The organism is Enterobacter cloacae complex sp. ECNIH7, from assembly GCF_002208095.1.
GTDB lineage: Bacteria > Pseudomonadota > Gammaproteobacteria > Enterobacterales > Enterobacteriaceae > Enterobacter > Enterobacter cloacae_M.
On sequence record NZ_CP017990.1, the window covers coordinates 4,572,962 to 4,586,524 of the forward strand.

Annotated in this window: 11 protein-coding genes; 2 read left to right on the plus strand and 9 right to left on the minus strand. The window is 55.3% G+C overall.

All coding sequences use genetic code 11. The features are described 5' to 3' along the window. Positions 1-5 precede the first annotated feature (5 nt). The gene (locus WM95_RS22800; RefSeq protein ID WP_063409213.1) at positions 6-884 is read left to right on the plus strand and encodes a U32 family peptidase; all 879 of its coding nucleotides are present in this window, start codon (positions 6-8) and stop codon (positions 882-884) included. 78 nt (positions 885-962) lie between these two features. Further along, positions 963-1,970, plus strand: coding sequence for a luciferase-like monooxygenase (locus tag WM95_RS22805; protein ID WP_063409201.1), 1,008 nt, complete (start codon positions 963-965; stop codon positions 1,968-1,970). 62 nt (positions 1,971-2,032) lie between these two features. Here WM95_RS22805 and mtr read toward each other — a convergent pair whose 3' ends face one another. The 9 genes from mtr to infB form a co-directional block, all read right to left on the minus strand. Beyond that, positions 2,033-3,277: a tryptophan permease gene (gene mtr / locus WM95_RS22810; protein ID WP_063409212.1), complete on the minus strand. Its 1,245-nt coding sequence runs from the start codon at positions 3,275-3,277 to the stop codon at positions 2,033-2,035. Positions 3,278-3,419: 142 nt separating this feature from the next. Continuing rightward, the gene (locus tag WM95_RS22815; RefSeq protein WP_023309330.1) at positions 3,420-5,315 is read right to left on the minus strand and encodes a DEAD/DEAH family ATP-dependent RNA helicase; all 1,896 of its coding nucleotides are present in this window, start codon (positions 5,313-5,315) and stop codon (positions 3,420-3,422) included. Beyond that, positions 5,308-5,388, minus strand: a complete 81-nt coding sequence (gene yrbN / locus WM95_RS27300) for a protein YrbN (RefSeq protein WP_097397692.1) — start codon at positions 5,386-5,388, stop codon at positions 5,308-5,310. Before yrbN ends, WM95_RS22815 begins: the two co-directional genes overlap by 8 nt. 107 nt (positions 5,389-5,495) lie before the next feature. Beyond that, on the minus strand, positions 5,496-6,380 hold the full coding sequence (gene nlpI / locus WM95_RS22820; protein WP_023309331.1) for a lipoprotein NlpI: 885 nt from the start codon (positions 6,378-6,380) through the stop codon (positions 5,496-5,498). 108 nt (positions 6,381-6,488) lie between these two features. Further along, on the minus strand, positions 6,489-8,627 hold the full coding sequence (gene pnp, locus WM95_RS22825) for a polyribonucleotide nucleotidyltransferase (protein WP_024906369.1): 2,139 nt from the start codon (positions 8,625-8,627) through the stop codon (positions 6,489-6,491). Between the two features lie 242 nt (positions 8,628-8,869). Next, positions 8,870-9,139 carry a 30S ribosomal protein S15 gene (rpsO, locus tag WM95_RS22830; protein ID WP_003861789.1) on the minus strand — a complete coding sequence of 90 codons (270 nt, stop codon included), beginning with the start codon at positions 9,137-9,139 and terminating at the stop codon, positions 8,870-8,872. 154 nt (positions 9,140-9,293) lie between these two features. After that, a complete protein-coding gene (gene truB, locus WM95_RS22835) occupies positions 9,294-10,244 on the minus strand; it encodes a tRNA pseudouridine(55) synthase TruB (protein WP_045355410.1) in 951 nt (316 codons plus the stop codon). Continuing rightward, the gene (gene rbfA, locus WM95_RS22840) at positions 10,244-10,648 is read right to left on the minus strand and encodes a 30S ribosome-binding factor RbfA (protein WP_003024988.1); all 405 of its coding nucleotides are present in this window, start codon (positions 10,646-10,648) and stop codon (positions 10,244-10,246) included. The genes truB and rbfA overlap by 1 nt, the downstream gene beginning before the upstream one ends. Positions 10,649-10,860: 212 nt before the next feature. Then, positions 10,861-13,548: a translation initiation factor IF-2 gene (gene infB / locus WM95_RS22850; protein ID WP_023309335.1), complete on the minus strand. Its 2,688-nt coding sequence runs from the start codon at positions 13,546-13,548 to the stop codon at positions 10,861-10,863. Between the last annotated feature and the right edge of the window lie 15 nt (positions 13,549-13,563).

Consider the following 13,563-nt stretch of genomic DNA (forward strand, 5'->3'; position numbering starts at 1 on the left):
TCATCATGAAATATTCATTAGGACCGGTGCTCTACTACTGGCCAAAAGAGACGCTGGAAGATTTTTACCAACAGGCCGCGACCAGCAGCGCCGACGTGATTTACCTCGGCGAAGCGGTGTGCAGCAAGCGCCGCGCCACAAAAGTGGGCGACTGGCTGGATATGGCGAAAGCCCTGACCGGAAGCGGCAAGCAGGTAGTGCTCTCCACGCTGGCGCTTGTGCAGGCGTCGTCCGAACTGGGCGAGCTGAAGCGCTACGTTGAAAACGGCGAGTTCCTGCTGGAAGCGAGCGATCTGGGCGTGGTGAACATGTGCGCTGAACGCAAGCTGCCGTTTGTCGCGGGCCATGCCCTGAACTGCTACAACGCTGTAACCCTGCGCCTGCTGCTCAAACAGGGAATGACGCGCTGGTGCATGCCGGTAGAGCTCTCCCGCGACTGGCTGGCAAACCTGCTTAAACAGTGCGACGAGCTGGGCATTCGCAATCAGTTTGAAGTGGAAGTGCTGAGCTACGGCCATCTGCCGCTGGCCTACTCCGCCCGCTGCTTCACCGCGCGCTCGGAAGACCGCCCGAAAGACGAATGCGAAACCTGCTGCATCAAGTACCCGAACGGACGCAGCATGCTGTCGCAGGAGAATCAGCAGGTATTTGTCCTCAACGGTATTCAGACCATGAGCGGCTATGTCTATAACCTCGGCAACGAGCTGGCGTCGATGGACGGGCTGGTGGACATGGTGCGTCTGTCACCGCTGGATACCGGCGTGTTCGCGATGCTGGACGCTTTCCGCGCCAATGAAAACGGCGCCGCTCCGCTGCCGCTGACGGCAAACAGCGACTGCAACGGCTACTGGAGACGTCTCGCCGGGCTGGAACTTCAGGCGTAAAAAAGGCTCACTTTGTTAACAACGGTTATCATTATTTAATGCAGTATTAAAGATTGACCGTCGACAAAGTGAGCTGTTATGACTGACAAAACCATTCCGTTTTCGGTGCTGGATCTGGCGCCGATCCCTCAGGGCTCCTCGGCAAGAGAAGCCTTTTCGCACTCTCTGGATCTGGCTCAGCTGGCCGAAAAGCGTGGCTATCACCGCTACTGGCTGGCCGAGCACCACAATATGGTTGGCATCGCCAGCGCCGCGACCTCGGTTTTGATCGGCTATCTGGCGGCAAATACCACCACCCTGCACCTGGGCTCCGGCGGCGTGATGCTGCCGAACCACGCCCCGCTGGTGATTGCCGAGCAGTTTGGCACCCTGAATACCCTCTATCCGGGGCGTATTGATTTGGGTCTTGGTCGTGCGCCGGGCAGCGATCAGCCAACCATGCGCGCCCTGCGTCGCCATATGAGCGGCGATATCGACAACTTCCCGCGCGATGTGGCCGAGCTGGTGGACTGGTTCGACGCGCGCGATCCGAACCCGCACGTGCGCCCGGTGCCGGGCTACGGTGAGAAGATCCCGGTGTGGCTGTTGGGATCAAGCCTCTACAGCGCACAGCTCGCCGCGCAGCTTGGGCTGCCGTTTGCGTTTGCCTCCCACTTTGCCCCGGATATGCTGCATCAGGCGCTGCATCTCTACCGCACGAACTTCAAACCGTCCGAGCGTCTTGAGAAGCCGTACGCAATGGTGTGTATCAACATCGTTGCGGCCGACAGCAATCGCGACGCGGAATTCCTGTTTACCTCAATGCAGCAGGCTTTTGTGAAGCTGCGCCGCGGTGAGACGGGCCAGCTTCCACCGCCGGTGGAGAATATGCATCAGCTGTGGTCCGCCTCCGAGCAGTATGGCGTGCAGCAGGCCCTGAGCATGTCGCTGGTTGGCGATAAGGCGAAAGTGCGTCACGGGCTGGACGCGGTGCTGCGCGAAACGCAGGCGAATGAGATTATGGTTAACGGCCAGATTTTCGATCACCAGGCGCGTTTGCATTCGTTTGAACTGGCGATGCAGGTGAAAGAGGAGTTGGTGGGGTAGTTTTTTGCTTTTCTCCCTCTCCCTATGGGAGAGGGCCGGGGTGAGGGGGTCAACCCCTCGTTTTACTGATAAACGGGCAACAGGTTAAAACTCGACAGCACGTGTACCAGTGCGTTACCAACGCCGAATACCAGAATCAGCGTAATCATCGGCTTACCGCCCCAGACGCGGAATTTTGGGCTGCCGAAGCGTTTACGTGATTTGCGCGCCAGCAGCGCCGGCACAATCGCCGCCCAGATAGTTGCCGCCAGCCCTGCATAACCGATGGCATACAGGAAGCCGTTCGGCCATAGCAGGCCGCCCACAATCGGCGGCAGGAAGGTCAGCAGCGCGGTTTTTAAACGCCCCATCGCAGAATCATCAAAGCCGAACAGATCCGCCAGATAGTCAAACAGGCCCAGCGTCACGCCCAGGAAAGAACTCGCCACCGCAAAGTTAGAGAAGATAACCAGCAGCAGATCCAGGCTGCGGCTGTTCAGCACGCCGCTCAGCGCCTGCACCAGCACGTCGATGTTACCGCCCTTCTGGGCAATGCCGATAAATTCCGGACGCGGGATGTTGCCCATCGTCCCCAGCAGCCAAATAACATACAGACCCAGCGCCAGCAGCGTGCCGTAGACCAGACACTTCACAATGGTACGGGGATCTTTGCCGTAGTACTTCATCAGGCTCGGCACGTTACCGTGGTAACCGAACGACGCCAGACAGAACGGCAGCGTCATCAGCAGATACGGCGTGTAGGAGGTGTTCACTTCGGCAACGTTAAACAGCGTGGCGGGCGTCACTTGCCCCAGAAGGCTGCCGAAGGTCAGGAAGAAGGTGATGACCTTAGCGCCTAATACAATCGCCGTCATGCGGCTCACCGCTTTGGTACTCATCCAGACGATAAACGCCACAGCCAGCGCAAAACACAGCCCCGCCAGACGCGCCGGAACGTTCAGCGACATCTCCGAGAAGGTGTGATGCAGAATCGAGCCGCTCGCCGAAATATACGCGTAGGTCAGGATATAGAGCACAAACGCGATGGACAGCCCGTTCACCAGGTTCCAGCCTTTACCCAGCAGATCTTTGGTGATGGTGTCGAAGCTGGAGCCAATGCGGTAGTTCAGGTTCGCCTCAAGGATCATCAGCCCGGAATGGAGCATACAGAACCAGGTAAAGACCAGCGCCGCCAGCGACCAGAAGAACCACGCACCGGACATGACCACGGGCAGGGAGAACATCCCGGCACCTATAATGGTTCCGCCGATGATCACCACGCCGCCAAGCAGCGAAGGTGACGTTTGGGTGGTGGTTAGTGTCGCCATACAGCCTTTTCTCCAGTCAATCATGCGGTTCTGCATTTTAATGTGACGCACTGTACCAGTACAAGAGTACAAAGGGAATAAAAAAAGCCCCGATAGCGTATATCGGGGCTGTATATTTTACTTTACGTCAGAAGCGAAAGGCTTACGCGTCACCGAAACGACGGCGGCTGGTGCCTTCTTCACGACGTGGGCCACGGTTTTCGCGACGCTCGCCGGAGAAACGACGACCTTCACCACCGCGACCTTCGCTGCGGCCGCCTTCACGACGCTCGCCACCAAAGCTGCGACCACCGCCACGACGTTCACCACCGCGGTCAGGGCGTGGCTGTGCATCACCCATCAGCTGCATGTTCATCGGCTTGTTCAGGATGCGGGTACGCGTAAAGTGCTGCAGCACTTCGCCCGGCATGCCTTTTGGCAGCTCGATGGTGGAGTGAGATGCGAACAGCTTGATGTTACCGATGTAACGGCTGCTGATGTCGCCTTCGTTAGCGATCGCGCCAACGATGTGACGAACTTCAACGCCATCATCACGGCCCACTTCAATGCGGTACAGTTCCATGTCACCCGCGTCACGACGTTCACGACGTGGACGGTCTTCACCACCACGCTCTGGACGGTCACCGCGTGGGCCACGGTCATTACGGTCGCCACGACGTTCGAAGCGATCGTCACGGTCACGGAATTCACGCTTAGGACGCATCGGCGCATCAGGTGGCACGATCAGGCTACGTTCGCCCTGAGCCATTTTCAGCAGTGCTGCGGCCAGGGTTTCCATGTCCAGCTCTTCGCCTTCAGCAACAGGCTGAATCTGCGACAGCAGCGCGCGATACTGATCCAGATCGCTGCTTTCCAGCTGCTGCTGTACTTTCGCGGCGAATTTTTCCAGACGGCGTTTGCCCAGCAGCTCTGCGTTTGGCAGGTCAGCTTCTGGAATGGTCAGCTTCATGGTGCGTTCAATGTTACGCAGCAGACGACGCTCGCGGTTCTCAACGAACAGCAGCGCGCGGCCAGCACGACCCGCACGACCGGTACGGCCGATACGGTGAACGTAAGACTCGGAATCCATCGGGATGTCGTAGTTAACAACCAGGCTGATACGCTCAACGTCCAGACCACGTGCTGCCACGTCGGTTGCAATCAGGATATCCAGACGACCGTCTTTCAGACGCTCCAGAGTCTGCTCACGCAGGGCCTGGTTCATGTCGCCGTTCAGCGCTGCGCTGTTGTAGCCGCTACGCTCCAGAGCTTCAGCCACTTCCAGGGTCGCGTTTTTGGTACGAACGAAGATAATCGCCGCATCAAAATCTTCTGCTTCCAGGAAACGTACCAGCGCTTCGTTTTTGCGCATGCCGTACACAGACCAGTAGCTCTGGCTGATGTCCGGGCGAGTGGTTACGCTGGACTGAATACGCACTTCCTGAGGATCTTTCATGAAGCGCTTGGTGATACGACGAATCGCTTCAGGCATGGTGGCAGAGAACAGCGCGGTCTGATGACCGTCCGGGATCTGCGCCATGATGGTTTCGACGTCTTCGATGAAGCCCATACGCAGCATTTCATCTGCTTCATCCAGTACCAGGCCGCTCAGTTTAGAGAGGTCCAGAGTACCGCGCTTCAGGTGATCCAGCAGACGGCCCGGCGTACCGACAACAATCTGTGGACCCTGGCGCAGGGCGCGTAACTGCACGTCATAACGCTGGCCGCCGTAAAGAGCTACCACGTTTACGCCGCGCATATGTTTAGAGAATTCCGTCATTGCTTCTGCAACCTGAACAGCCAGTTCACGGGTTGGAGCCAGGACGAGGATCTGCGGTGCACGCAGGTCCGGATCAATGTTGTTCAGCAGCGGCAGCGAGAATGCTGCAGTTTTACCGCTACCAGTCTGGGCCATGCCCAGCACGTCACGACCAGAAAGCAGGTGTGGGATACACTCAGCCTGGATCGGAGATGGTTTTTCGTAACCCAGATCGTTAAGGGCTTCAAGGATAGGAGCCTTCAGGCCCAGATCTGCAAAAGTGGTTTCGAATTCAGCCATGTAGTACAAGTGCCTCGATATTAATGGCGGCCAGTCTACTTAGCTCATCGTGAAAATGATTAGCAATTTTCATTGAAAAGTGTGAACCGGCTCAAAGTAGGTGTATTGACGAACAACAACGCCCTCACCAGTTAAGGTGATGGCAATCAAAAGATTACGGGCTGATGTTTATGTCGTCAGCTATTGCTGGTCCGATTCTGCCAGGTCGTCATGCTCCTGGCCCAAGAGCGATAATTCCAACAATGCATAACGGTGCTCAACGAAGTTGTGTACGTTGTTAGCAACCGCTAATTTGAACAGTGCCGTAGCGCTGTCCATATCCCCCAGACTTAGGTAGTACTTACCTAAATAGAAGTTGGTTTCACTGAGATGCTCAGCGAGCGAGGTGTTATCCGTTGCGTCCGCCTTGAGGCGTTCCATCAGCGTTGCTTCGCTGATGTTGCCCAGGTAGAACTCGACAATGTTCCATCCCCACTGTTCCTTGTCCGATTTATCGAAGCGCTGTTTCAGTGCTTCTTTTGCCTGCTTCTCATCGAGCTTCCGCTCAACGATGTAAAGCCACAGGCTGCGGAAAGGATCATTAGGATCGTCTTGATAAAACGCCAGCAGATCATCTTGCGCTAACTTATCACGACCGCCGTAATACAATGCGATACCGCGATTCAAGTGCGCGTAGTTGTAAGTTGGATCAAGCTCAAGTACAGAATCAAACGCTTCATAGGCAGCATCAAAATTGCCTGCCTGCGTTAAATAAATGCCTAAGTAATTGAATACTTCAGGCATATCAGGTCGGATAGCCAGCGCTTGTGAAAAATCATTTCGCGCCAATGCCCTCAGACCGAGACTATCATACAACACTCCGCGCTCATATAAAAGCTGTGCGCGTTCTTCATCGGTTAAAGCCCGACTGGCAAGTATTTGTTCCATGCGTGCCAGAATCACTTCCTGCTGCAAAGTCGGTTGCAATGGCACTGCGAGGACTTCGCTCTTACGCCAGGCAGAGTTGCTGCATCCTGCCAGCGTTAAAGCTGTCGCAACGAAACACCAGCGCAAAAAAGGCTTCATTTCCCACTCCCGAAGACAACTATTGGATGAACGTCCTGTCCCCCGGCGGCTTAACAAGGCGTCCTGCCTGATAATAGGCCCTCCGCAAAGCGGAGGGCAAATGGCAACTTACTCGCCTTGCTGTTCTGCTGCCTGTGCTTCTGGCGCAGCAGCTGGCTGAGACTGCTCGGTTGCTTCTTTAATGCTCAGACGGATACGGCCCTGGCGATCAACTTCCAGAACTTTCACCGGTACTTCCTGACCCATCTGCAGGTAATCGGTCACTTTCTCAACGCGCTTGTCAGCGATCTGAGAGATGTGAACCAGACCTTCTTTACCGCCACCGATGGCAACGAACGCGCCAAAGTCAACGATACGGGTCACTTTACCTGCGTAGACGCGGCCCACTTCGATCTCTGCCGTGATTTCTTCGATGCGACGGATCGCGAATTTCGCTTTCTCGCCGTCGGTTGCTGCGATCTTCACAGTACCGTCATCTTCGATTTCGATCGTGGTGCCAGTCTCTTCGGTCAGCGCACGGATTACGGAACCGCCCTTACCGATAACATCTTTGATCTTATCTGGGTTGATCTTGATGGTGTGGATACGTGGAGCGAACTGAGAAATGTCGCCACGCGGCGCGTTAATCGCCTGTTCCATCACGCCCAGGATGTGCAGACGTGCACCTTTAGCCTGGTTCAGAGCAACCTGCATGATCTCTTTGGTGATACCTTCAATTTTGATATCCATCTGCAGCGCAGAGATACCTTCGCGGGAACCCGCTACTTTGAAGTCCATATCGCCCAGGTGGTCTTCGTCGCCCAGGATGTCAGACAGAACAACAAAGTTGTCGCCTTCTTTCACCAGACCCATAGCGATACCAGCCACAGCGGCTTTAATTGGTACGCCTGCATCCATCAGCGCCAGAGAGGCACCACACACGGAAGCCATGGAAGAAGAACCGTTGGATTCGGTGATTTCAGAAACCACACGAACGGTGTACGGGAACTTGTCAGCTTCTGGCATTACTGCCAGCACGCCGCGCTTCGCCAGACGACCGTGACCAATTTCACGACGCTTCGGCGAGCCAACCATACCGGTTTCGCCTACGGAGTACGGAGGGAAGTTGTAGTGGAACAGGAAGCTGTCAGTGCGCTCGCCCATCAGTTCGTCGATGATCTGTGCGTCACGTGCAGTACCCAGGGTCGCGGTAACCAGCGCCTGCGTTTCGCCACGGGTGAACAGCGCGGAACCGTGAGTACGTGGCAGAACGCCAGTACGCACATCCAGACCACGGATCATGTCTTTTTCGCGGCCATCGATACGCGGCTCGCCTGCCAGTACACGGCTACGAACAACGTTTTTCTCGATTGCGTGCAGGATGTCGCTCAGTTCGTTAGCGTCCAGCGTTTCATCTTCAGCAACCAGAGTGGCGATAGTTTCAGACTTGATCACGTCAACCTGAGCATAACGCTCCTGCTTGTCAGTGATGCGGTATGCATCGCTCAGACGAGATTCTGCCAGGGCTGCAACGCGTGCGTTCAGCGCGTCGTTTGCTGCTTCTGGCTGCCAGTCCCAACGAGGTTTACCGGCTTCTTTCACCAGGTCGTTGATGTTCTGGATAACGATCTGCTGCTGGTCGTGGCCAAATACCACAGCGCCCAGCATCTGGTCTTCGCTCAGCAGTTCAGCTTCGGATTCAACCATCAGCACAGCGGCTTCGGTACCCGCAACCACCAGGTCCAGCTTACTTTCTTTCAGCTCTTCCTGAGTTGGGTTCAGCACGTACTGGTCGTTGATGTAGCCCACGCGCGCGGCACCGATTGGGCCATTGAATGGAATACCAGACAGTGACAGGGCAGCGGATGCGCCGATCATGGCAACGATGTCCGGGTTAACCTGTGGGTTAACGGAAACAACGGTCGCGATAACCTGTACTTCGTTAACGAAGCCTTCCGGGAACAGCGGACGAACCGGGCGGTCAATCAGACGCGCAATCAGCGTTTCGCCTTCGCTTGGACGGCCTTCACGACGGAAGAAACCACCCGGGATTTTACCGGCAGCGTAGGTACGCTCCTGGTAGTTAACGGTCAGCGGGAAGAAGTCCTGACCTGGTTTAGCTTTTTTCTGGCCAACAACGGTAACGAATACCGCAGTGTCATCCATGCTTACCATAACGGCAGCAGTAGCCTGACGTGCCATCATGCCGGTTTCCAGCGTGACGGTATGTTGACCATACTGGAATTTACGAACGATCGGATTCAGCAAAGTTCTGTCCTTTCTTAAATGTTTGACAGCACACCACCGGTGTGCTGTCGATTTAACCCGACCTTCTTCGCATCCTCGCGACTAATGACAACCAACACCCCCATGGGTGAAGCCTCTCATTAGCCGCGCGAACCTCTGCAATGAAGATCATTTATAGCAACAATACAATAGTTTCCAGTGAATTGCTGCCGTCTGGTTGAAAAAAGGGGCCATCAGGCCCCCTTTTCTGAAACTCGCAAGAATTAGCGACGCAGACCCAGACGCTCGATCAGCGCGGTGTAGCGTGCAACATCTTTACGTTTCAGGTAGTCGAGCAGTTTACGACGCTGAGAAACCATACGCAGCAGACCACGACGGCTGTGGTGATCTTTTTTGTGCTCTGCAAAGTGACCCTGCAGGTGGTTAATCTGTGCAGTCAGCAGTGCAACCTGAACTTCGGTAGAACCGCTGTCGTTAGTACCACGACCAAACTCAGAAACGATTTTAGCTTTAGCTTCAACGCTTAGAGACATTTTCAAACTCCAAAGTATAAAGAATGTAAGGATGCCGATCTCTAATTCAGCAATCCCATGTACGCCCCGCAGATTGTTAAACAATTTACCAGGCGTTAAGCGGCGATATTCTACTCGTCTCCCCTGCTTATCGCAAGGTGAGCCGTTATCACCGTCACGCGTCGACCGGATATTCGACGACCAGACGACGCGGCGCAACGCGCCCTTCGCCATCCATTTCGCCCATACCGATGAATTTCCCTTCGTCACCTTCGGTCACGCGTACCAGTCCTTCCAGCGGCGCTTCCGCCGTACGAACCGGGTTGCCGTTCTTAAAGTAAACGGACGATGTTAAAGGAAGATTAACAACCGGGAAGTCCGCTGCCGGACTGTCCATCGGCATCAGCAAGGGATCCAGCAAATCTGCCGGCGCGATCCCCTGCGCTTCCGCCTGTTCTACCAGCTCGCGCAGATGTTCCAGGGTCACCATCCGCTCCACCGGGTACTTGCTTACCGCCAGACGGCGCAGGTAAATCACATGCGCACCGCAGCCCAGCTTTTCACCGAGGTCGTCGATGATGGTGCGAATATAGGTCCCTTTCGAACAGTGTACTTCCAGCTCCAGCTCATCGCCTTCGTGGCGAATAAACAGCAGCTCATACACGGTTATCGGACGGGCTTCACGCGGGACATCAATGCCCTGGCGCGCATATTCGTAGAGCTTCTTGCCCTGATATTTCAGCGCCGAATACATCGACGGCACCTGCATCGTGTCTCCACGGAAGCTCTCCAGCGCAGCATCAAGCTGTTCCGCGCTGAACGTCACCGGACGCTCTTCCACCACCTGGCCATCCGCGTCGGAGGTATCCGTGCGCTGGCCCAGTTTAGCGATAACGCGGTAGCGCTTATCGGAGTCGAGCAGGTACTGGGAAAACTTTGTCGCCTCTCCCAGGCAGACCGGCAGCATGCCGGTTGCCAGCGGATCGAGCGCGCCGGTGTGGCCCGCACGGTTGGCGTTATAAATACGCTTAACTTTCTGCAGCACGTCGTTGCTGGAAGCGCCCTGGGGTTTATCCAGCAGCAGCACACCATGCACGTCGCGACCACGACGACGAGGACGACTCATTAGTCCTCCTTGCTGTCGTCCGCCGGGTTAACACGACGCTCGTCGTCATGTTTAACCACGCTGGTCACCAGGTTGGACATACGCATACCTTCGACCAGCGAGTTGTCGTAGAAGAAGGTCAGTTCAGGCACGATACGCAGGCGCATCGCTTTGCCGAGCAGGGAGCGGATGAAACCAGAGGCTTCCTGCAGCGCTTTAATGCCGTTTTTCACTGCCGCTTCGTCCTGATCGTTCAGGAAGGTGACGAACACTTTTGCATAGGCCAAATCGCGGGACATTTCGACACCGGAAACGGTGGTCATCATGCCGACGCGCGGGTCTTTAATTTCACGTTGCAGAATGAGTGCGATCTCTTTCTGCATTTCCTGCGCTACGCGCTGAGGGCGACCAAATTCTTTCGCCATAATAAATTCTCCAGACAAAAAAGGGGCTAAAAGCCCCTTTTAAAATTATTGCCGGGTGGCGCTTCGCTTACCCGGCCTACGCTAGTTAATCTTCTAAGGATTTTGGGTTGCAACAAGGCGGCAAGCTCGTGAATCCCCGGGAGCATAGATAACTATGTGACCGGGGTGAACGAGCGCAGCCAACGCAGTGGCGGCCCAAAAGCCGACGAAGATTAAGCGATGGTACGCTGAATTTCGATGATCTCGAACACTTCGATCATATCGCCAACGCGAACGTCGTTGTAGTTCTTCACGCCGATACCACATTCCATGCCGTTACGGACTTCGTTAACGTCATCTTTGAAGCGGCGCAGGGATTCCAGCTCGCCTTCGTAGATAACCACGTTGTCACGCAGTACGCGGATTGGGTTGTGACGCTTGATGTTACCTTCGGTAACCATACAGCCCGCGATCGCACCGAATTTCGGTGATTTGAACACGTCACGTACTTCAGCCAGACCGATGATCTGCTGTTTCAGCTCAGGAGACAGCATGCCGCTCATCGCTGCTTTGACTTCGTCGATCAGGTTATAGATGACGGAGTAGTAGCGCAGATCCAGGCTTTCAGCTTCAATCACTTTACGCGCAGATGCATCCGCACGAACGTTGAAGCCAACCAGGATAGCGTTGGAGGCAGCAGCCAGGGTCGCGTCGGTTTCGGTGATACCACCTACACCAGAACCGATGATCTTAACTTTCACTTCGTCGGTAGACAGTTTCAGCAAGGAGTCGGAGATCGCTTCCACAGAACCCTGAACGTCGGCTTTCAGAACGATGTTCACTTCGTGAACTTCGCCATCGGTCATGTTGGCAAACATGTTCTCGAGTTTAGATTTCTGCTGACGAGCCAGTTTAACTTCACGGAATTTACCCTGACGATACAGTGCCACTTCACGCGCTTTCTTCTCGTCACGCACCACGGTCACTTCGTCACCGGCAGCCGGAACACCGGACAGACCCAGGATTTCCACTGGAATGGACGGACCTGCTTCCAGCACTTCCTGACCCAGTTCGTTACGCATCGCACGAACGCGACCGTATTCGAAACCGCACAGAACGATATCGCCTTTATGCAGCGTACCTTCGCGAACCAGAACGGTAGCAACCGGGCCACGTCCTTTATCCAGGAAGGATTCGATAACCGCACCGCTCGCCATACCGTTACGGATGGCTTTCAGCTCCAGAACTTCGGCCTGCAGCAGGATCGCGTCCAGCAGTTCGTCGATACCGGTACCCGCTTTCGCAGACACGTGTACGAACTGGCTTTCGCCGCCCCACTCTTCCGGCAGAATACCGTACTGGGAAAGTTCGTTTTTAACACGATCGGGATCCGCTTCTGGCTTATCGATCTTGTTCACTGCAACCACAACCGGCACACCTGCTGCTTTCGCGTGCTGGATAGCTTCGATGGTCTGCGGCATGACGCCGTCGTCTGCAGCAACAACCAGAACAACGATATCCGTCGCCTGAGCACCACGAGCACGCATTGAGGTAAACGCGGCGTGGCCCGGAGTATCCAGGAAGGTGATCATACCGTTGTCAGTTTCTACGTGGTAAGCACCGATGTGCTGGGTAATTCCACCCGCTTCGCCAGAGGCAACCTTGGTAGAACGAATGTAGTCAAGCAGAGAGGTTTTACCGTGGTCAACGTGACCCATGATGGTCACAACCGGTGCACGCGGTTCAGCCGCAGCACCAGTATCACGGTCGCTCATTACCGCTTCTTCCAGCTCGTTTTCACGACGCAGGATAACTTTGTGGCCCATCTCTTCAGCAACCAGCTGTGCGGTTTCCTGATCGATGACCTGGTTGATGGTCGCCATGGCACCCAGCTTCATCATTGCTTTGATGACCTGAGAGCCTTTAACCGCCATCTTGTTCGCCAGTTCGCCAACGGTAATGGTTTCGCCAATCACGACGTCACGGTTAACTGCCTGAGCCGGCTTCTGGAAGCCCTGCTGCAGCGCGGAACCTTTACGCTTGCCGCCTTTACCGCCGCGAACAGCAGCGCGTGCTTCTTCACGGTCAGCTTTGGATTCAGCGTGCTTGTTGCCTTTTTTCGCCGGACGCGCTGCTTTTGCATTACGACCACGGCCACGGCCGCCTTCTACTTCACGGTCGTTATCATCTTCAGCCTGACGCGCATGCTGAGAAGTGGTCACGTGATAGTCGCTGGTGTCTTCAGTCGGCTCAACGGTATTCACACCATTCTTCTCGTTTTCTTCTGCCATGCGGCGCGCTTCTTCGGCGACGCGGCGAGCTTCTTCTTCCAGCTTACGGCGGGCTTCTTCTTCCGCTTTACGCTTCAGCTCGGCAGCTTCATTTTCACGGCGGGCTTTTTCAGCCTGGGCGGTTTTGGTCATTTCGTCTGTCTGTTGATTGCTCACTTTGTCTTTTTCCGCAGCGTCACGCTTCACTTTATCACTTGCGTCGCGTTTCGCTTTTTCTGCGGCCTCACGTTCAGCTTTTAATTCTGCTTCACGTTTGGCGGCTGCTTCCGCCTCACGCTGAGCTTGTTCTTCCGCTTCACGCTGTGCCTGCTCTTCCGCGGCAAGGCGTTCTGCCTCTTGCGGATCACGTTTTACAAAGGTGCGCGTCTTGCGGACTTCAATTTGTACCGATTTGCTTTTGCCACCGGTACCAGGGATGTTTAACGTGCTGCGCGTTTTGCGCTGCAGCGTTAACTTGTCAGGCGTAGAACCGTGTTCACGGTTCAGGTGCGTTAACAAGGTTTGTTTTTCTTGCGCGGTCACCGAGTCATCAGCGGACTTCGGGATCCCTGCATCAGCAAATTGCTGTACCAGGCGGTCCACGGAGGTCTGAATCTCAGCAGCCAGCGATTTTACAGTTACATCAGTCATGCTGTTCCTTCCTGC

Bases quoted from the DNA above. Each gene is read 5' to 3' on its own strand.
- nlpI (WP_023309331.1), bottom strand. From the start codon at position 6,380: ATGAAGCCTTTTTTGCGCTGGTGTTTCGTTGCGACAGCTTTAACGCTG.
- rbfA (WP_003024988.1), bottom strand. From the start codon at position 10,648: ATGGCGAAAGAATTTGGTCGCCCTCAGCGCGTAGCGCAGGAAATGCAG.
- infB (WP_023309335.1), bottom strand. From the start codon at position 13,548: ATGACTGATGTAACTGTAAAATCGCTGGCTGCTGAGATTCAGACCTCC.
- rpsO (WP_003861789.1), bottom strand. From the start codon at position 9,139: ATGTCTCTAAGCGTTGAAGCTAAAGCTAAAATCGTTTCTGAGTTTGGT.
- WM95_RS22805 (WP_063409201.1), top strand. From the start codon at position 963: ATGACTGACAAAACCATTCCGTTTTCGGTGCTGGATCTGGCGCCGATC.
- truB (WP_045355410.1), bottom strand. From the start codon at position 10,244: ATGAGTCGTCCTCGTCGTCGTGGTCGCGACGTGCATGGTGTGCTGCTG.
- WM95_RS22815 (WP_023309330.1), bottom strand. From the start codon at position 5,315: ATGGCTGAATTCGAAACCACTTTTGCAGATCTGGGCCTGAAGGCTCCT.
- yrbN (WP_097397692.1), bottom strand. From the start codon at position 5,388: ATGAAAATTGCTAATCATTTTCACGATGAGCTAAGTAGACTGGCCGCC.
- mtr (WP_063409212.1), bottom strand. From the start codon at position 3,277: ATGGCGACACTAACCACCACCCAAACGTCACCTTCGCTGCTTGGCGGC.
- WM95_RS22800 (WP_063409213.1), top strand. From the start codon at position 6: ATGAAATATTCATTAGGACCGGTGCTCTACTACTGGCCAAAAGAGACG.